This is a genomic window from Luteimonas sp. A611, from assembly GCF_054072715.1.
Map to the genome: position 1 here is coordinate 716,524 of NZ_JBSVRP010000001.1, position 17,059 is coordinate 733,582.

General features: G+C 69.3%; 17 protein-coding genes and 1 tRNA gene. 8 read left to right on the forward strand and 10 right to left on the reverse strand.

Going from position 1 to position 17,059, the window contains the following annotated elements; translation table 11 throughout:
- Nucleotides 1-147: 147 nt before the first annotated feature.
- The 5 genes from ACW5EG_RS03130 to ACW5EG_RS03150 all read right to left on the reverse strand — a co-directional run bounded on the left by ACW5EG_RS03130 (nucleotide 148) and on the right by ACW5EG_RS03150 (nucleotide 4,392).
- The gene (locus tag ACW5EG_RS03130; protein ID WP_457020821.1) at nucleotides 148-1,356 is read right to left on the reverse strand and encodes an AGE family epimerase/isomerase; all 1,209 of its coding nucleotides are present in this window, start codon (nucleotides 1,354-1,356) and stop codon (nucleotides 148-150) included.
- A gap of 94 nt (nucleotides 1,357-1,450) precedes the next feature.
- Nucleotides 1,451-2,851, reverse strand: coding sequence for a M28 family peptidase (locus ACW5EG_RS03135; RefSeq protein WP_457020822.1), 1,401 nt, complete (start codon nucleotides 2,849-2,851; stop codon nucleotides 1,451-1,453).
- Between the two features lie 75 nt (nucleotides 2,852-2,926).
- Nucleotides 2,927-3,331, reverse strand: a complete 405-nt coding sequence (mscL, locus tag ACW5EG_RS03140) for a large-conductance mechanosensitive channel protein MscL (protein WP_457017314.1) — start codon at nucleotides 3,329-3,331, stop codon at nucleotides 2,927-2,929.
- A 52-nt stretch (nucleotides 3,332-3,383) separates the two neighbouring features.
- Nucleotides 3,384-4,097 (reverse strand): fumarylacetoacetate hydrolase family protein, encoded by a 714-nt coding sequence (locus ACW5EG_RS03145; protein WP_457020823.1) that lies wholly within the window; start codon nucleotides 4,095-4,097, stop codon nucleotides 3,384-3,386.
- Between the two features lie 4 nt (nucleotides 4,098-4,101).
- Entirely contained in the window at nucleotides 4,102-4,392 is a 291-nt protein-coding gene (locus ACW5EG_RS03150) for a hypothetical protein (protein ID WP_457017316.1), read from the reverse strand.
- Between the two features lie 82 nt (nucleotides 4,393-4,474).
- Between ACW5EG_RS03150 and ACW5EG_RS03155 the strand changes: the two genes are divergently transcribed.
- On the forward strand, nucleotides 4,475-4,834 hold the full coding sequence (locus ACW5EG_RS03155; RefSeq protein ID WP_457017317.1) for a Rieske (2Fe-2S) protein: 360 nt from the start codon (nucleotides 4,475-4,477) through the stop codon (nucleotides 4,832-4,834).
- A 6-nt stretch (nucleotides 4,835-4,840) separates the two neighbouring features.
- Here ACW5EG_RS03155 and ACW5EG_RS03160 read toward each other — a convergent pair whose 3' ends face one another.
- The 4 genes from ACW5EG_RS03160 to thiS all read right to left on the reverse strand — a co-directional run bounded on the left by ACW5EG_RS03160 (nucleotide 4,841) and on the right by thiS (nucleotide 9,117).
- Nucleotides 4,841-6,679 carry an SLC13 family permease gene (locus tag ACW5EG_RS03160; RefSeq protein WP_457017318.1) on the reverse strand — a complete coding sequence of 613 codons (1,839 nt, stop codon included), beginning with the start codon at nucleotides 6,677-6,679 and terminating at the stop codon, nucleotides 4,841-4,843.
- A 115-nt stretch (nucleotides 6,680-6,794) separates the two neighbouring features.
- Nucleotides 6,795-7,544 (reverse strand): tRNA (guanosine(46)-N7)-methyltransferase TrmB, encoded by a 750-nt coding sequence (trmB, locus tag ACW5EG_RS03165; protein ID WP_457020824.1) that lies wholly within the window; start codon nucleotides 7,542-7,544, stop codon nucleotides 6,795-6,797.
- 3 nt (nucleotides 7,545-7,547) lie between these two features.
- Nucleotides 7,548-8,342, reverse strand: a complete 795-nt coding sequence (locus tag ACW5EG_RS03170; RefSeq protein WP_457017320.1) for a thiazole synthase — start codon at nucleotides 8,340-8,342, stop codon at nucleotides 7,548-7,550.
- A gap of 574 nt (nucleotides 8,343-8,916) precedes the next feature.
- Entirely contained in the window at nucleotides 8,917-9,117 is a 201-nt protein-coding gene (gene thiS, locus ACW5EG_RS03175) for a sulfur carrier protein ThiS (RefSeq protein ID WP_457017321.1), read from the reverse strand.
- Nucleotides 9,118-9,301: 184 nt separating this feature from the next.
- Here thiS and ACW5EG_RS03180 point away from each other — a divergent pair, with 184 nt between their 5' ends.
- The 7 genes from ACW5EG_RS03180 (at nucleotide 9,302) to ACW5EG_RS03210 (ending at nucleotide 15,943) form a co-directional block, all read left to right on the forward strand.
- Nucleotides 9,302-11,107, forward strand: coding sequence for an autotransporter domain-containing protein (locus ACW5EG_RS03180; protein ID WP_457021396.1), 1,806 nt, complete (start codon nucleotides 9,302-9,304; stop codon nucleotides 11,105-11,107).
- Nucleotides 11,108-11,183: 76 nt separating this feature from the next.
- Nucleotides 11,184-11,257, forward strand: a tRNA-Gly gene (locus ACW5EG_RS03185).
- 62 nt (nucleotides 11,258-11,319) lie between these two features.
- Nucleotides 11,320-12,276, forward strand: a complete 957-nt coding sequence (gene rimK, locus ACW5EG_RS03190) for a 30S ribosomal protein S6--L-glutamate ligase (RefSeq protein ID WP_457017322.1) — start codon at nucleotides 11,320-11,322, stop codon at nucleotides 12,274-12,276.
- Nucleotides 12,277-12,602: 326 nt separating this feature from the next.
- Complete coding sequence (locus tag ACW5EG_RS03195) at nucleotides 12,603-13,076, forward strand: hypothetical protein (protein ID WP_457020825.1); 474 nt, start codon at nucleotides 12,603-12,605, stop codon at nucleotides 13,074-13,076.
- Nucleotides 13,077-13,760 carry a response regulator transcription factor gene (locus ACW5EG_RS03200; protein WP_457017324.1) on the forward strand — a complete coding sequence of 228 codons (684 nt, stop codon included), beginning with the start codon at nucleotides 13,077-13,079 and terminating at the stop codon, nucleotides 13,758-13,760. It abuts the gene before it with no gap.
- Nucleotides 13,747-15,117 (forward strand): sensor histidine kinase, encoded by a 1,371-nt coding sequence (locus ACW5EG_RS03205; RefSeq protein ID WP_457020826.1) that lies wholly within the window; start codon nucleotides 13,747-13,749, stop codon nucleotides 15,115-15,117. The genes ACW5EG_RS03200 and ACW5EG_RS03205 overlap by 14 nt, the downstream gene beginning before the upstream one ends.
- Nucleotides 15,118-15,310: 193 nt before the next feature.
- The gene (locus ACW5EG_RS03210; protein ID WP_457017326.1) at nucleotides 15,311-15,943 is read left to right on the forward strand and encodes a protein-L-isoaspartate(D-aspartate) O-methyltransferase; all 633 of its coding nucleotides are present in this window, start codon (nucleotides 15,311-15,313) and stop codon (nucleotides 15,941-15,943) included.
- Between the two features lie 202 nt (nucleotides 15,944-16,145).
- Here the strand turns inward: ACW5EG_RS03210 and ACW5EG_RS03215 are convergent, their stop codons facing one another.
- Nucleotides 16,146-17,057, reverse strand: coding sequence for a branched-chain amino acid transaminase (locus ACW5EG_RS03215; RefSeq protein ID WP_457020827.1), 912 nt, complete (start codon nucleotides 17,055-17,057; stop codon nucleotides 16,146-16,148).
- Between the last annotated feature and the right edge of the window lie 2 nt (nucleotides 17,058-17,059).

The window sequence follows — 17,059 nt, forward strand, 5'->3', positions numbered from 1 at the left end:
TCCTACAGGCATCGCAATCGCAGGAGCGGCTTCAGCCGCGATGGACAGGCGTCGCACTTGTAGGAGCGGCTTCAGCCGCGATGGACGCCCGCACCAGCGCCGACTCCTTTCCCCGGGCAAGGATCCGCCAGACGCTTCCGCCCCCCGTCAGGCTCCTTCAGGCAGCACGTTCAGCACTTCGTGGCAGGCACCCATCGTGTGGTAGTCGGTCTTGCCCGCCGGACTCTTCTCGTCGCTGTAGCTGCGGTTGTCGCGGCTGAGGATGCGGTACCAGGCGCCGTGCGCGTGGTCGACGAAGTGGGTCCAGCTGTAATCCCACAGCCGCTCGTACCACTGCCAGTACGCGGCATCGCCGCTGCGGTCGGCGAGCAGGACGGCCGTTGCGATCGACTCGGCCTGCACCCAGAAGTACTTGTCGGCGTCGTAGATGCCGCCGTCCGGGTCGTTGCCGTAGACCACGCCGCCATGCACGGGGTCCCAGGCCATCGCCATCGCGCGGTCGAACAGTTCGCGTGCGCGCGGCAGGCGCCATTCGGCCGGCGCGTGCCGGTCGAGGATCAGCAGCAGCTTGGCCCATTCCACCTGGTGCCCGGGCTGGAAACCCCAGGGGCGGAAGATGTTGCTGCGGTCGCCGCGGTTGTAGTCCGGGTCCACGCGCCAGTCGGTGTGGAAGTGCTCCCAGACCAGGCCGCCGGTGAGCGCCGCGCGGCCCTGCACCATGCGCTCGGCCAACAGCGCCGCACGCTCGAGGTAGCGTCGCTGACCGGTGGCTTCGAACGCCGCCAGCCAGGCTTCGCAGGCGTGCATGTTGGCGTTCTGCCCGCGATAGGGCGACAGCCGCCAGTCGCCGTCGGCTTCGTCGGCATACAGGCCGTGCGCCGGCTCCCAGAAGTGGCGCTCCATCAGCTCCCAGGTTTCGTCCAGCCAGGCTTCGGCCTCTGCGAACCCGGCTTCGATGCCCTTGGCATAGGCCAGCGCGACGAAGGCCAGGCCGTAGCAGTGGTTGGTGTCGTCCACCGCCACGCCGTCGCGCAGCAGCCAGGCATAGCCGCCGGTGTCCGGATTGCGGTGCACGCGCCGCAGGTAGTCCAGGCCATGCCCGACCGGTGCGCGCCAGCGCTCGTCGCCAAACGCGCGCAGCGCCATCGCGTAGTTGAAGACGAAGCGCGTGCTGCTGACCAGGTGGCGCGTGGCCGCGTCGTAGACCGTGCCGTCGTCGCGGAAGAAGTGGAAGAAGCCGCCGGCCGGATCGATGCAGCGCGGGTGGTAGAAGCGCATGGTGTCGGCGACGTGGCCGAGCAGGAAGGCGCGGGAGCGGAAATCAGGTGCTGCGGGCGCGGTCGAGACTTCGGGCATGTGCATGTTTCCTGTCGAGGTCCGGTGGATCGCGGCTGAAGCCGCTCCTGCGGGAATAGAAACTGTAGGAGCGACTTCAGCCGCGATGCTTTGCCTATTCGCCCGCACCGAGCCCGGGCTTTGGCGCGCTGCCGAAGCCCTCGTCCGATTCCGCCGCCAGCCATGCGAACACGGCGTACGCGGCAAGGTTCTGCGCCAGGTCGGCCGGATCGATCTTGTCGAGCGTGTCGTCTGCGTTGTGGTGCAGGTCGAAGTACTGCGTGCCGTCCTGGCCCAGCCACGCCCAGGCGCCGCCAATGGCCGCCAGCGGCGAGATGTCCGGCCCCGGGCCGCCCTTGCCCGGCATGTGCACGATGCCGAGCGGCGCCAGCGCTTCGGCGATCCGCGCGACGGCCTGCGCTTCGCCGCCGCTGGTGTTGAAACCGTAGATGCGGCCGGCGCCGAAGTCGCTCTCCACCGCGATGACGTGGTTGGCCACGTCGGCCGCATGCCTGCGCGCGTATTCGCGTCCGCCGAGCAGGCCCTGCTCCTCGTTGGCGAAGGCGACCACGCGGATGCTGCGCCGCGGCAGCTGCGGCAGCTGGCCGATCAGCCGGCCGGCGGCCATGGTGATGCCGATGCCCGATGCGTCGTCGATGGCGCCGGTGCCCAGGTCCCACGAGTCCAGGTGCGCGCCCAGCAGCACGACTTCCTGCGGCGCTTCGCGCCCGGTGATCTCGCCGATCACGTTGTGCGAGGTGTATTCGCCGTCCCAGCCGCAGTCCAGCGCCAGGCGCACGCGCACCGGGCCGCGCTGCAGCAGGCGCACGAGCTGGTCGGCATCGGGCAGCGACAGCGCCGCCGACGGGATCGGAGCGAGCCCTTGGTCGAAGCGGGTGATGCCGGTGTTGGCGACGCGCTGCGGGCTGGTGCTGGCCGAACGCATGAGGAAAGCGACCGCGCCCTTGCGGATCGCCTCGGACGGTCCGCGGCTGCGGATCGCGCCGCCCGTGCCGTAGCCGCTGCCGTTGCGCGCGCGCTGCATGCGGTAGTCGACGAAGGCGATCCTGCCGCTCAGCGAGCCGGCAGGCGCGGCCTGCAGCGCCTCGAGGCTGTCGAAGCGCACGATCTCCGCATCGACCGTGCCGCCCGGGCTGCCGCCCAGCGCGGTCACCACCAGCGGCTGTGCGTGGATACCCAGCACCTGCGCGGATTCGCTGCGCCGCTCCCACTTGGGGAACGTCACCGGTTCGGTCCAGACCCGGTCGTAGCCCAGCTCGCGGAACTTCGCTTCTGCCCAGGCCACGGCACGCGCGTCGGCTTCGCTGCCGGCCAGTCGCGGTCCGATTTGGGTGGTCAGCGATTCGACCAGCTTCCACGCGGTCCCGTCGGCCAGCGCGCGTTCGCGCAGTGCTGTGGCTGTTTCGATCATGTCGTCGGGCGCTTGCGCCGATTCGGCAGCGCCGGCGAGTGCGGGCGTCAGGCAGGACAGCAACAGCAGCTTGGCCAGGCGCATCAGGGCATTCCGGAAAAACGAAGAAGCCGCGAGCCTAGCAGGCCCGCGGCTTCGCGTGCAGCGGCTGCCGGCGCGCTACTTCTGCAGCGAGTCGCGGATCTCGCGCAGCAGCAGCACTTCTTCCGAAGGACCTTCCGCCGCGGCCTCGGGCTTGCGGTGGATGCGGTTGATCAGCTTGACCAGCATGAAGATCGCGAACGCGATGATCACGAACTGCACCATCGTATTGAAGAATTCGCCGATGCCGATCACGACCGCCGGAACGTCCTCGCCGGCCGCATCGACCGTTGCGCCGCGCAGGGTCCAGCCGATGTCGGCGAAGTCCACGCCGCCCAGCAGCAGGCCGATCGGCGGCATGATGATGTTGTCCACCAGCGAGGTGACGATCTTGCCGAAGGCGCCGCCGATCACCACGCCCACGGCGAGGTCGATGACGTTGCCGCGCATCGCGAATTCCCTGAACTCACTGATCATGCCCATCGGCCTCTCCTCGAAATGTACGGGGCGCGGCGGCGGTCGCCGCGCGCGGCCACTATGCCGAGCGCGGCTGCAGCTGGCAACGCAGCTCCAGCACCTCGTCCAGGCGCGCCACGCAGGTGTCGCCCGACTGCAGGGCAGCCACACCGGCGGGGGTGCCCATGAACACCAGGTCGCCGGCGCGCAGGGCATGGAGTTTCGACAGTTCGTGCAGGATTTCCGGCACGTCCCAGATCAGCTGGTCGAGCGTGGACTGCTGGCGGATCTCGCCGTTGACCTCAAGCGACAGCCGCCGCGGCGCGAGTGCGCCAATCGCTCCGGCCGGCACGATCTCGCTCACCGGCGCGGACTGGTCGAAACCCTTGGCCGCGTCCCAGGGCAGGCCCTTGGCCTTGGCCGCGGCCTGCAGATCTCGGCGGGTGAGGTCGAGGCCGATGCCGTAGCCGAACACCAGCGCCTGCGCGGCATCGACCGGCAGCACGCCGTATGGCGCATCGCTGCCGAGCGCGACGACCAGCTCGACCTCGTGGTGCAGGTCCTGCGTAGCTAGCGGATAGGCGACGCGGCCGTCGGTGACGATCGCGTCGGCCGGCTTGTGGAAAAAGATCGGCGTGCCGCGTTCGGCCTTCGACGCAGGCGCTGACGCACCCATTTCGCGCGCATGGTCGGCGAAGTTGCGTCCCACGCAATAGATCCGGCGTACCGGGAACGTGCCGCCACCGCGCACGGGAATGCGCGGAATCACGGGTGCCTCGATGACGTCCCGCATCGGATCAGCGCAGGATGGGCTGGCCGGGCTTGGACACGACGCGGTACTCGGCATCGAGCACCCCGGCGCGCGGCTTGCCCGGACGGGCGCGCAGCACGCTGCGCAGCAGGCCGAACGACAGCATCGCCGCGCCCACGAACAGGCCGATCACCAGCAGCACCGCCAGCACCGCCACGCCCACCAGCCCCAGCGCCACCCGCAGCAGCGGATTGCGCGGCTTGCGCGGCGTGAACAGCCCGCGCACGCCGGAGGCGTCGAAGCGGGCATGGAGCGAGCGGAAGGAGACAAACGACATCGGCAGTGGGTGCGACAATGTGGAGGCGCCAGTATCGGGCGCGGACGCAACCAAGTTGTAACGGGAACGTTAAACCCTCGACATGAGCACAGCGTATAACCAGCCGCCGTTGATCGCACTCGACGCCATTCCCGACGGCGGCTTGGCCGAGGTCGAGGCGCTGGTCGACGACAATGCCGAATCGCTGATCCTGCACCGCGACGGCGACCAGGTGCGCGCCTGGTTCAACATCTGCCCGCATGCCGGTCGCCGCCTCGACTGGGCGCCGGGGAAATTCCTCAAGTCGAAGGAAGGCCTTCTGGTCTGCGCAGTGCACGGCGCGAGCTTCGAGCTGCGCGGCGGCGAATGCGTCGCCGGGCCCTGTCGGGGCGAATCGCTGCGCGCGGTGGACGTCACGATCGTGGACGGCGCGGTGTCGCTCGGCGCCGCCGACGGCGCCTGAGGCGCGCTAGAACATCAGGTTCACCGCCAGCACCACGATGCAGGTGTACACCAGCGACAGCGGCAGGCCGATGCGCCACAGCTCGCGCGGGCGATAGCCGCCGGGTCCGGTGATCATCGACATCACCGGGTTGGACTGGGTGACGAAGTTGTTGGAGGCCGACAGCGCGACGATCAGCGCGAACGAGGTCGGATTGCCGCCGGTCGCCAGCGCCAGGTTGACCGCGATCGGTACCACCACGATGGTCGCGCCGACGTGGCTGATGACCATCGAGAACGCCGCGGTGAGCAGGGCCACGGAGAACTCGAGCAGCCACACCGGCAGCCCGCCCGGCAGGCGCTCGATGGTGTTGCCGGCGACCCAGGCCGCGGCGCCGCTGCCGTCCATCGCCCAGCCCAGCGGGATCAGGCAGGCCATCAGGAACACCGTCTTCCAGCTGATCGCCGAATAGGCCTCGTCCATCTTCAGCACGCCGAACACCAGCATGCCGGCCACGCCGGTCATCAGCGCGATCGAGGTCGGCACGCGCCCGGACAGGGCGATCAGCATGGTCACCGCGAAAATGATCATCGCGATGCGGAACTTGTGCGGCCGCTGCTCGCCCTTGGGATAGTCGGTGACGGTGACGAAGTCGCGCTTGGCGGCGGCCAGGGCCAGGTCCTGCCAGATGCTGTGCAGCACCAGCATGTCGCCCGCGCGCAGCGCGGTGTCGCGCAGGTTCTCGCGGATCACGGTCTTGTCGCGGTTGATCGCCAGCAGGCTGATGCCGTACTGGCGGCGCAGCTGCAGTTCGGCCGCGGTCTTGCCGATGAACTTCGACGTCGGCGGGATCACCGCTTCGGAAATGCCGGCGCGGCTGGGGTTGAACAGGTCGGCGAAGTTGCGCAGCCGCGAGTTCATGCGCAGGAACTGGTTCTGCGCGAAGTCCGCCACCTGCTGGCGCGGGCCCATCGCGCCGAGCACGCTGCCCACCCAGATGCGGGCATCGGGCGGCGGCGCCAGGCGAGATTCGTTGCCGGTCTGCAGGGCCAGCAGCAGCGGCGCGTTGTGCAGCGCCTCGGCCTCGCCGAAGGTCATGCCCACCATCGGGCTGTCGGCGGTGACGATCAGCTCGTGCACCTCGCCCTCGATGCCGTAGGTGCGCGAGAAGTAGCTCTCGGTACGCGCCGGGGTGACGTTGGCGTCGCCGTCCTCGCGCAGCCGGCGCTTGCCCTGGAAGTGGAAGTAGAGCAGGCCTGCGGCCAGCAGCGACAGGCCGATCGGCATCGGCGCGAACATGTTCAGCGGCTCGAGCGTCGCCGCGCCGGAAGGCAGGTTGGCATTGGTCGCCACCAGCAGGTCGTTGAGCAGGATCAGCGGCGAGTTGCCGACCATGGTCAGGGTGCCGCCCAGCACGATCGACACCGCTACCGGCAGCAGCAGCCGCGACAGGCTGATGCCGGTGCGCGAGGACAGGCGCGAGACCACCGGCAGGTACAGCGCCATCACCGACGGGTTCTGCATCACCGACGAATTGAGCCCGGCGATGCCCGAGACCAGCAGCAGCAGCCGGTCCTCGGCTCCGCGCGAACGTCGCAGCAGCCACGCCGCCAGCCGGTTGAGCGCGCCGGTGCGGTCCAGGCCCATGCCCAGGATCATCGTGGCGATGACGCTGATCACCGCATTGGACGAGAAGCCGTTGAACAGGTCTTCCGGCTGCACCAGGCCGGTCAGGCCCAGCATCACCAGCACCACCAGCGCCACCAGGTCGGCGCGCACGCGCTGGAACACGAACAGCACCATGGTCAGGCCCACCAGCCCGAGCACGATCTTCATGTCCGTCGTGAGCGCGAGCTGGGGGTCCATCAGGGTCGGGATCCGGGATGCGAGTGCCGGGAGCCGGACCCGTCCGCCATCGGGACCGGCGCAGCCGGCTCAAGGCCCGGCGGCAGCAATCGCGGCGTCGGTCGCGGCAGGAGGGTCATGTCGCCAGCGTTCCCTGCCGGTCGTACAGCAGGTCCCAGACGCCGTGCCCGAGGCGCTGGCCGCGGGTTTCGAAATGGGTCTGCGGGCGCCATTCGGGGCGCGGGACGTGGCCGCGTGGACCGGCGCGGTTGGTGAGTCCCGCGGTGGCGTCAAGCACGTCCCACATCTGCTCGGCGTAGTCCTGCCAGTCGGTGGCCAGGTGCAGGCGACCGTTCGCCGCAAGCTTGCGCACCAGCAGCTGCGCGAACGCGGGCTGCACCAGGCGGCGCTTGTTGTGGCGCTTCTTGTGCCAGGGGTCGGGGAAGTAAATGCGCACTTCGTCGAGGCTGGCGTCGGCGATCTCGTTGGCCAACACCTCGACCGCATCGTGGTGGTAGACGCGCACGTTGTCCGCATCGTCGGCGGCCAGGGCGTTGAGGAGGCGGCCGACGCCCGGTGCGTGCACCTCGATGCCGACCAGGTCGCGGCCGGGATCGTTCGCCGCGGCAAAGCGCAGCGCATCGCCGTTGCCGAAGCCGATCTCCAGCACGCGCGGCGCGCTGCGCCCGAATGTCGCGTCGAAATCGCGCGGCTGCCCGCTGTAGTCCAGGCCGTAGCGCGGCCACTGCGCATCGAACGCGCGCTGCTGCGCGTCGGTGAAGCGGCCCTGGCGCAGGACGAAGCTGCGGACCTCGCGGCGGCCTTCGACGACGGTGAACGGCTTGGGTGGGACCTTTGCGCCGTCACTGGCGAACGGATCGGTCATCGCTCAGCCGACCAGCCCGTCCACCGGCGAGGACGCGCTGGCGTAGCGCTTGCGCGGGATGCGGCCGGCGAGGAAGGCATCGCGCCCGGCCTCGACCGCCAGCCTCATCGCACGCGCCATGCGCACCGGATCCTTGGCGCCGGCGATGGCGGTGTTCATCAGCACGCCGTGGCAGCCGAGCTCCATCGCGATCGCCGCATCGGAGGCGGTGCCCACGCCAGCGTCGACGATGATCGGCACTTTCGCGTTCTCGATGATCTCGAGCAGGTTGTAGCGGTTCTGGATCCCTAAGCCCGAGCCGATTGGCGCGGCCAGCGGCATCACCGCCACGCAGCCGATCTCCTCCAGCCGCTTGGCCAGGATCGGGTCGTCGCTGGTGTAGACCATGACCTCGAAGCCGTCGGCCACCAGCTGCTCGGCCGCCTTGAGCGTCTGCACCACGTCCGGGTACAGCGTCCTCTGGTCGCCCAGCACCTCGAGCTTGGTCAGGTTGTGGCCGTCCAGCAGCTCGCGCGCCAGGCGGCAGGTGCGCACCGCATCCTCGGCGGTGTAGCAGCCGGCGGTGTTGGGCAGGATGGTGTAGCGCTCGGGCGGCAGCACGTCGAGCAGGTTGGGCTCGCCGGGGTTCTGGCCGATGTTGGTGCGGCGGATCGCCACGGTGACGATCTGAGCGCCGGCGGCCTCGGTGGCGCGGCGGGTTTCGTCGAGGTCGCGGAACTTGCCGGTACCGGTCAGCAGGCGCGAGCGGTAGGACTTGCCGGCGATGACGAGGTCATCGGAAGTGGTGTGCGTGGTCATCGCCCGATTATCGCGCAAAGGGCGTGGGATGCGGGCGGCGGGTGGGGCTGTGGTCAGGGACGGGCGCGAATGGGTGTGGGAGCGCGGAGTGGGCAGGGGCAAGGCCATCGGCGAAACGCAGTGCTGTGGGCGCACGCGAGGGCGGTGCGACGGCCCGGATCATGCATTGCGGCTTCCGATTGCCATCCCGAGCGCAGCGAGGGACCTGCTTGCGCCACCGCAGATCCTTCGCTGCGCTCGGGATGGCATCAGTGCTGGCGGCCGCCTTCCTGGGCGGTGTGCGGCGTTCGCGAACGCAGCCGATGCCGATAGGGCATCGCGATGCGTCGGTCAGTGGTTTGATGCCGTCCATGGCGGGACGGCGGGGGCTTCGGGTCGGTCCGGCCCGCACATCCATGTGCGGGCGTTCGCGAACGCAGCCGATGCCGATAGGGCATCGCGATGCTTCGGTCAGTGGTTTGGTGCCGTCCATGGCGGGACGGCGTGGGCTTCGGTCCGGTCCGGCCCGCACATCCATGTGCGGGCGTTCGCGAACGCAGCCGATGCCGATAGGGCATCGGCTAAGCGCGTTCGCTCACCCCCCTCCCAATGCGTGGACGATTTCGATGTGGTCGCCGTCGTGCAGGAGATGGTCCTGGTGGTGGCTGCGGGGCACGATCGTGCCGTTGACCTCGACCGCCACGCGGCGGCCGCCCAGGCCCTGTTGTTCGAGCAGGGCCTGCACCGTGGTGTTGTCCGCGACGGTCAGTGCGTCGCCGTTGAGCTGGATGTCCATGCCTGGATTGTCGCCCGCTGTGCTGCGCAGTGCACGTCGGCCGTGCCGCAGTGCGGCGTGAGCCGAGGGCGTGATTCGTGGACACTTGCGAACCATGCGGCCCCGTACTGTGGCCGTCGTCACTTTATCCCGGAGCCGCTGCATGCACCGTTCCAAGCCCCGTTCCACCCCCGTGATCGCGATGCTGGCCGCTGCCCTGGCGCTTGCCAGCGCGCCGGCGCTGGCCGAAGACACTTTCTCGCGCACGGTGTTTTTCGGCGACAGCCTGACCGACGCCGGCTACTTCCGGCCGCTGCTGGTGCAGCAGAATCCGCAGGCGGCGGCGCTTGGCCGCTTCACCACCAATCCGGGCCTGGTCTGGGCCGAATGGCTGGCGCTGGCATACGGCACCGACGCCAGGCCCAACGGCAACGGCCAGTCGGGCGACAACTACGCCGCCGGCGGCGCGATGGTCGCCACCGACCGCATGGGGCCGCCGTTCGGGCTGACCCCGTCGCTGGCCACGCAGGCAGGCAACTACCTTGCCGCCAACGGCGGTCGTGCCGATCCCGATGCGCTCTACACCGTGTGGGGCGGCCCCAACGACCTGTTCTCGATCGCGGCCAACCCGGCCCAGGCGCAGCAGATCATCGGCGCGGCCGTGACCGCCCAGGTCGGCATCGTCGGCGCGCTGCAGGCGGCTGGCGCGCAGTACGTGCTGGTCCCCAACATCCCCGACATCGGCATCACCCCGAGCTTCCTGGTGCAGGGGCCGACCGCTGCCGCGCAGGGCACGGCGATCGCCGCGGCCTACAACGACGCGCTGTACGGCGGACTGGCGGCCAGCGGGCTGCGCGTGATCCCGCTCGACACCTTCACCTTCCTGCGCGAGGTGGTGGCGACACCGTCGGCATACGGCCTGGCCAACGTCACCGGCACCGCCTGCCAGCCGCAGATCACCGCGCAGTCGATCACCTGCAGCCCCGCCACCTATGTCACGCCCGGCGCCGACCGGACCTACCTGTTCGCCGACGGCGTGCACCCGGGCTCGGTCGCGCACCGCGCCATCGCCGACCTCGCCCTTTCGATGATCGAGGGGCCACGCCAGATCGCGGTGCTGCCGCATTCGGCGGCGATGACCGGCCGCGGCCGCGCCGAGCGCGTCGGCGCGCAGCTTGCGGTCGCGCCTGCGCAGGACGGACGCCGCTGGTGGGTCGACCTGCGCGGCGATTTCCAGCGCTACGACCACGGTGACGACTACGACGGCGCCGGCCCGGCACTTACTGCCGGCCTGGGCTGGGCCAGCGGCGAGCTTGTGTTCGGCGGCTTTGCCGGCTACGGCCGCCAGGCCAACGACTGGGGCCAGCGCCGTGGCGAGTGGGACCAGGCCGAGGCGACCCTGGGTGGCTTCGTCGGCTGGCATTCCGAGGGTGGCGCCTGGGTCAACGGCCAACTCAGCTACACCAGCCTGGATTTCGACATCGAGCGCCAGGTGCCGATCGGACCGGCGCTGCGCGTGCACCGCGGTTCCACCGACGGCAGCAACCTCACCGCCGCGCTGCAGGCCGGCTGGAACCTGGGCGAGGGTGCGTTGAGCCACGGCCCGGTGCTGGGCGTGGTCGCGCAGCGCATCGAGGTCGACGGTTTCGCCGAGGGCGATGCCGGCAGCTCGAGCTCGCTGGCCTTCCCCGACCAGGAGTTCGATTCGCTCATCGGCAGCATCGGCTGGCAGGCCAGCTACACGATCCATGCCCGGTTGGCGCCCTACGCCCGGCTCACCCTGGACCGTGAGTTCGAGGACGGCGCGGCCGAGGCCTTCGCGCGTTCGCAGAGCACCGGCCTGGACTACGCGGTGCCGGGCCGGAGCTATGACGATGGTTACGCAACGCTGACCCTCGGCGCGCGTACCTCGCTGTTCGGCCTGGACGCCAACCTCGGCGTGAGCCTGAACGCCGGCGAGAAGGGCGGCAAGCAGAGCACCGCCTTCGCCACCCTGGGCGGCGGGTTCTGAGCCCGCGCGGGGCGCCGGCTGCGTCGGCGTCCCGCGTTGCCAACCCGGGCGCGGCGCGCATAGACTGGTGCCGCATGCGGGTGTAGTTCAATGGTAGAACTGCAGCTTCCCAAGCTGCTAGCGTGGGTTCGATTCCCATCACCCGCTCCAGACTCCAGGCGGCGGCATCATCGACACGGTGATGCCGCCGTTTTTCGCTTCCAGGCCAGCCGATGAAGCTCGCGATCCTCTCCCGCAACGGCAAGCTCTATTCGACGCGCCGACTGGTCGATGCCGCGCGCGCGGCCGGCCACAGCGTGCGCGTGCTCGACCCGCTGCGCTGCTACATGCGCATCGGCGACGACGGCTTCGCGATGCGCTACAAGGGCCGCGCCATCGACGGCTACGGCGCGGTGATCCCGCGCATCGGCGCCTCGATCACGCGCTACGGCTGCGCGGTGCTGCGCCAGTTCGAACTGATGGGCAGCCACACACCCAATCCGGCCGCCGCGATCGCGCGGGCGCGCGACAAGCTCGCCTGCCACCAGCTGCTGGCGGCGCAAGGCATCGGCCTGCCCGCGACCGTGTTTGGCGACAACCCCGACGACACCGCCGACCTGCTGGCCCTGCTCGGGCCACCGCCGCACGTGGTCAAGCTCAACGAGGGCACCCAGGGCGCAGGCGTGATGCTGACCGAGAAGCTGTCGGCCTCGCGCAGCGTGGTCGAAGCGCTGCGCGGGCTGTACGCCAACTTCCTGGTGCAGGAGTTCATCGCCGAGGCCGAGGGCGCGGACCTGCGCTGCTTCGTGGTTGGTGATCACGTGGTCGCGGCGATGCAGCGCCAGTCGGCGCCCGGCGATTTCCGCTCCAACCTGCACCGCGGCGGCACCGCGGTCGCGATCGAAGCCACGCCAGACGAACAGGCCGTCGCGGTCCGGGCGGCGCGGGCGGTCGGGCTGGGAGTGGCGGGCGTCGACCTGATCAGATCGCACCGTGGGCCGCTGGTGCTGGAGGTCAACGCGTCGCCGGGGCTGGAGGGTATCGAGGAGGCTACCGGCATCAATATTGCCGGCAAAATCATCGAACTTGCAGTCAAGATCTCGCAAGATGCAGGTTGGGTAGAGGTCGGTCGGGTCCGCCGGCAGCGCCGCGGCGGCAAGCCCGGGCGGCGCGATTTAACAAGTGCTTAATCGGCCCGGGAATACCGTAGCGACACCGGATTCCGCGCTCGCCCCTGTCTCCTTGTCCAAGGGTCGACCAACGGATTACGGTGATCGGGGCAGTACTTTTGGGCCCAGGCGATGGCATCGCCTGGGCTCTTTTGTGCGTGTCTATCCGACTTCCCCGCCCGTCATACGGCTTTGACGCGCCATCGATACAGTCCGGTATCGTGTGGCGCCTTCAGGGTTCTGTATGCTCTGTTTTTATGCGCCTCCGCTTGTGAGCTGGGGCAGTTCAGGCAGGACTCCTTTGATTAGGACTTGCCTTCGACTTTTTTCTTGGAGCGTGCGCGGTGATGAAGCGACCCTTTGCAGCAGCGATTGTCGTAGTTGGCTTTATGCTCGTTTTTCAGGCGTATGCGAAGGATGAAGTTGTTCTGACCGAGCCGGCCACCTTCGATGCGCAGAAAGCGAAGATCGAGGCGGAGATGGGGCAAGGTGGGGAATATGGCGAGATCAGCGCCGACAGGCGCGCCGAAGTCCGACGGCGGCTGGACAGCATTGGACTGGCGTTGGAAGCAGGCGGCGGGACCGCGAGCCGCATTTCCCCGGACCGGCAGGTGGATGTCTTCAATCACCAGGCGGCCATCAACCAGATTTTGACTGAAGCTCAGGCAGACAGCCGTGTGGTTTGCTCTCGTGAACGCAAGACAGGTTCCAAATTCCCGACCAATCGCTGCGTCACGGTGGCTGAAGCCAGGCGTGAACGCGAGGCTGCGCGCGAATGGTCCAGTACCCTCAACCGTGGCATGGAAAAAAAGGTGCCCTGAGTGCGCATTCTCGTCATCGAAGACAACCAGGACATCGCGGCCAACCTCGGGGATTACCTTGAGGACCGCGGTCATACCGTCGATTTCGCCGCCGATGGCGTGACCGGCCTGCACCTCGCCGTCGTCCACGACTTCGATGCGATCGTGCTCGACCTCAACCTGCCGGGCATGGACGGCCTGGAGGTCTGCCGCAAGCTGCGCAACGACGCGCGCAAGCAGACCCCGGTGCTGATGCTCACCGCCCGCGACAGCCTCGACAACAAGCTCGCCGGCTTCGATTCCGGCGCCGACGACTACTTGGTCAAACCCTTCGCGCTGCAGGAAGTGGAAGTGCGCCTGAATGCGCTCTCGCGCCGTGGCAAGGGCGTGCAGACGCGGGTGCTGGACGTGGGCGACGTCGAGTACAACCTCGACACGCTGGAAGTGCGCCGCCAGGGCAAACTGGTCCAGCTCAACCCGACCGCGCTCAAGATCCTGCAGGCGCTGATGGAAGCATCGCCGGCGGTGGTCACGCGCCAGGACCTCGAAACCCGCGTCTGGGGCGAGGAACTGCCTGACTCGGATTCGCTGCGCGTGCATATCCACGGCCTGCGCGCGGTGATCGACAAGCCCTTCCCGGTGCCGATGATCCAGACTCGACACGGCATCGGCTACCGCATCGCCGCGCCTGATGGCGCAGCCTGAGGAAACGGCGCCGGACGACAGCGTCCGCAGCCACCGGGGGCGACGCTACCGCAGGCGGCTGCGGACCCGGATCATCCTGTCGTTCGTGCTGCTGGGGCTGGGGCTGACCACGCTGTTCGCGGTGGCCACGCTGTACGTGCGCAGCAAGCTCGAGAAGCAGCTGATCGAGCAGACGCTCGAGCGCGAGGTGAGCAACCTGGTCGAGCAGGTCGAGCGCAATCCGGACGAGCCACCGTTCTTCCTGATCTTCGATGCGCGCACCTGGAGCCCGCAGAACGCGTTCAAGGTCGATCCGCTCTACCGCGACCTGTCGGCCGGCATCCACGATGTCCAGCAGCAGGCGCCCGACGGCGGCTGGCACGACTACAAGGTGGCGGTCCGCCAGGGCGTGAGTCCCACCGGCACGCCGTTCACCAGCCTGGTGCGCTACGACGTCACCGGTGCGTCGGAAACCGGCGCCAAGCTCATGCGCGCGCTGGTGCTGTCGGTGGTGCTGTTCTCGATCCTGTCGCTGGTGCTGGGCTGGTGGTCTGCGTCGCGGGTGATGAGCCCGGTGTCGGAACTGGCGCGCCGGCTTGGCAGCTCCGGCGGAACCACGCGGCCAGAGGCGCTTGCGGGGCACTTCCCGGACGACGAAGTCGGTGAGCTGGCCAAGGCCCTGGACGACTACGCCGCACGCCTGACCGAGGTCGTGCAGCGCGACCGCGAGTTCAACGCCGACGTGAGCCACGAGCTGCGCACGCCGCTGGCCGTGATCCGCGGTGCGGTCGAGCTGCTGCTCTCGCGCCCCGAAATCGACGCCAAGACCCGCGACCGCCTGCAGCGGATCCAGCGCGCCGAACAGCAGTGCACCGACCTGATCAGCGCGCTGCTGCTGCTTTCGCGCAACGAGCGCGGGCACGGCGCGACCGACGTGGCCAAGGTCGTCGAGCAGCTGTTCGATGCGCACCGCGGCCAGCTCGGCAGCAAGCCGCTGCAGCTGCGGGTGGAGGGCGTGCACGGCCAGGTCGTGGTCGACGCGCCCGAATCGGCGGTGACCGTTGCCCTGGGCAATCTGATCGGCAACGCGGTGAAGTACACGCGCGAGGGCGAGGTGGTCGTGCGCCTGCGCGGCAACAGGGTGGACGTGATCGATTCCGGCCCCGGGCTGAGCGCGGAGGACGCGGCACGTCTGTTCGAGCGCGGCTACCGCGGCACCCACGCCGAACATTCGCAGGGCGGCGGCATCGGCCTGTCGATCGTGCGCCGCCTGTGCGCGCTGTATGGCTGGAATGTGCGGGTGGTACCGGGCGAGGGGCGCGGCGTGGTGGCGACGCTGGCGTTCGAACCCGACCAGGACGGCGGCGTAGCGCGCTGAGCGGCGGGCCGTTGACGGCCACGCAACCCGATGCCCGGCATGATGGCCGTCCGGCCCTGCTTCGGAGGTGGCGATGTCCATGACCAGCAAGCTCGCACCGCGGTGGCGGGCAGTCGCACTTGGCCTGTGCGTCCCGGCCGCGGCCTGTGCCGGACAGGATCCGCCGGCAGGTGATGCCGCGCTACGGCAGCAGATGGTTGAACAACAGCTGGCGCCGCGCGGCATCGACGATGCCCGCGTGCTCGAGGCCATGCGCAACGTGCCGAGGCATCGCTTCGTACCCGATGCGGTGGCGCCTGATGCATACGACGACGGCCCGCTGTCGATCGGCTATGGCCAGACCATCTCGCAGCCCTACATCGTCGCGCTGATGACCCAACTGGCGCGGCCGGCGCCCGGCGACCGGGTGCTCGAGGTGGGGACCGGCTCGGGCTACCAGGCCGCGGTCCTGGCGGGCCTGGTGGAGCACGTGTACAGCATCGAGATCGTCGCGCCGCTGGCACAGCACGCGGCCGGGCTGCTGGGCGAACTCGGCTACGACAACGTGACCGTGAAAGCCGGCGACGGCTACGCCGGCTGGCCCGAACACGCGCCGTTCGACGCCATCGTGGTGACGGCCGCGCCCGAGCGCATTCCCGCGCCGCTGCTGGAGCAGCTGCGTCCCGGCGGACGACTGGTGATTCCGGTTGGGCCGGTGCATGCGACCCAGCAGCTGCGCGTGGTGGAGAAGGATGCGCAGGGAAGGCTGCACGAGCGCCACATCACGCCGGTCCGGTTCGTGCCGCTGACCGGCGAAGCGGCGGAGCGCGACCGGGGCGGGCGCTAGGGGTCGAGAGTTCGTCGCTCGGGCTGCCCCCACCCCAGCCCTCCCCCGCAAGCGGGGGAGGGGGCGAAAGCGCGGAGTTGCTCGCGGGAGGGTGCTGCAGGAAGGAGCGGATACCGCGACCGCTTCGTTCCGACTCCCTCCCCCGCCTGCGGGGGAGGGTTGGGGTGGGCGCCTGCCGCAGCAACACCCCCACCGAAGCGCGCTACACCGCTTCCAGCCAGCCGTGCGTGTCCGGGGTGCTGCCATCGAACAGCCCGAAGAACAGCGCCTGGATGCGGCGCGTCACCGGCCCGGCCTTGCCGGCGCCGACCTGGCGGCCGTCAACCGAGCGGATCGGAGTGATTTCCGCCGCCGTGCCGCACATGAACAGCTCGTCGCACAGGTACAGGTATTCGCGCGGCAGGTCACGCTCGACGACCTCCAGGCCCGCGCCGCGCGCCAGCGTGATGATCGAGTTGCGGGTCAGGCCATTGAGCAGGGCGGCGCTGACCGGCGTGGTGTGCAGCACGCCGTCGAACACCAGGAACAGGTTCTCGCCCGCGCCTTCGCTGAGCAGGCCGGTCGAGGCCAGCGCGACGCCCTCGCCGAATCCGAGCCTGCGCGCCTCGCGCGCGACCAGGGTGCCGGAGAGGTAGTTGCCGCCGGCCTTGGCGCCGGCCGGGATCGTGTTCGGCGCGAAACGCTGCCAGCTCGACACGCAGGCGTCGATGCCGTTCTCGAGCGCCTCGTCGCCGAGGTACTTGCCCATCTTCCAGGTCGCCACCGCCACGTCGACCGGCGTTTCCGCCGACAGGCCGAAGCCGCCGAGGCCGCGGTAGGCGACCGGGCGCAGGTAGTCGGTGGTGTTGCCGTTGGTCGTGATCACCTCGCGGCAGGCGGCGTTGATCTCGTCAAGCGAGTACGGGATGTCGATCTCGTGGATCTTCGCCGACTGGTACAGGCGCTTGTTGTGGTCGTTCAGGCGGAAGATCACCGGGCCGCTGGGAGTGTCGTAGCAGCGGATGCCCTCGAACACCGACGAGCCGTAATGCAGCGCGTGCGACATCACGTGGGTGGTTGCCTCGGCCCATGGCTTGACGCGGCCGTTGTGCCAGATCCATTGCGGGTACTGCATGG

What these genes read in the sequence shown, in the direction of transcription:
- ACW5EG_RS03205 (WP_457020826.1), top strand. Translation starts at nt 13,747, where the DNA reads ATGGCGCAGCCTGAGGAAACGGCGCCGGACGACAGCGTCCGCAGCCAC.
- ACW5EG_RS03160 (WP_457017318.1), bottom strand. Translation starts at nt 6,679, where the DNA reads ATGGACCCCCAGCTCGCGCTCACGACGGACATGAAGATCGTGCTCGGG.
- ACW5EG_RS03210 (WP_457017326.1), top strand. Translation starts at nt 15,311, where the DNA reads ATGGTTGAACAACAGCTGGCGCCGCGCGGCATCGACGATGCCCGCGTG.
- ACW5EG_RS03215 (WP_457020827.1), bottom strand. Translation starts at nt 17,057, where the DNA reads ATGCAGTACCCGCAATGGATCTGGCACAACGGCCGCGTCAAGCCATGG.
- ACW5EG_RS03130 (WP_457020821.1), bottom strand. Translation starts at nt 1,356, where the DNA reads ATGCCCGAAGTCTCGACCGCGCCCGCAGCACCTGATTTCCGCTCCCGC.
- rimK (WP_457017322.1), top strand. Translation starts at nt 11,320, where the DNA reads ATGAAGCTCGCGATCCTCTCCCGCAACGGCAAGCTCTATTCGACGCGC.
- trmB (WP_457020824.1), bottom strand. Translation starts at nt 7,544, where the DNA reads ATGACCGATCCGTTCGCCAGTGACGGCGCAAAGGTCCCACCCAAGCCG.
- ACW5EG_RS03135 (WP_457020822.1), bottom strand. Translation starts at nt 2,851, where the DNA reads ATGCGCCTGGCCAAGCTGCTGTTGCTGTCCTGCCTGACGCCCGCACTC.
- ACW5EG_RS03195 (WP_457020825.1), top strand. Translation starts at nt 12,603, where the DNA reads ATGAAGCGACCCTTTGCAGCAGCGATTGTCGTAGTTGGCTTTATGCTC.
- mscL (WP_457017314.1), bottom strand. Translation starts at nt 3,331, where the DNA reads ATGGGCATGATCAGTGAGTTCAGGGAATTCGCGATGCGCGGCAACGTC.
- ACW5EG_RS03150 (WP_457017316.1), bottom strand. Translation starts at nt 4,392, where the DNA reads ATGTCGTTTGTCTCCTTCCGCTCGCTCCATGCCCGCTTCGACGCCTCC.
- ACW5EG_RS03155 (WP_457017317.1), top strand. Translation starts at nt 4,475, where the DNA reads ATGAGCACAGCGTATAACCAGCCGCCGTTGATCGCACTCGACGCCATT.
- ACW5EG_RS03170 (WP_457017320.1), bottom strand. Translation starts at nt 8,342, where the DNA reads ATGACCACGCACACCACTTCCGATGACCTCGTCATCGCCGGCAAGTCC.
- ACW5EG_RS03145 (WP_457020823.1), bottom strand. Translation starts at nt 4,097, where the DNA reads ATGCGGGACGTCATCGAGGCACCCGTGATTCCGCGCATTCCCGTGCGC.
- thiS (WP_457017321.1), bottom strand. Translation starts at nt 9,117, where the DNA reads ATGGACATCCAGCTCAACGGCGACGCACTGACCGTCGCGGACAACACC.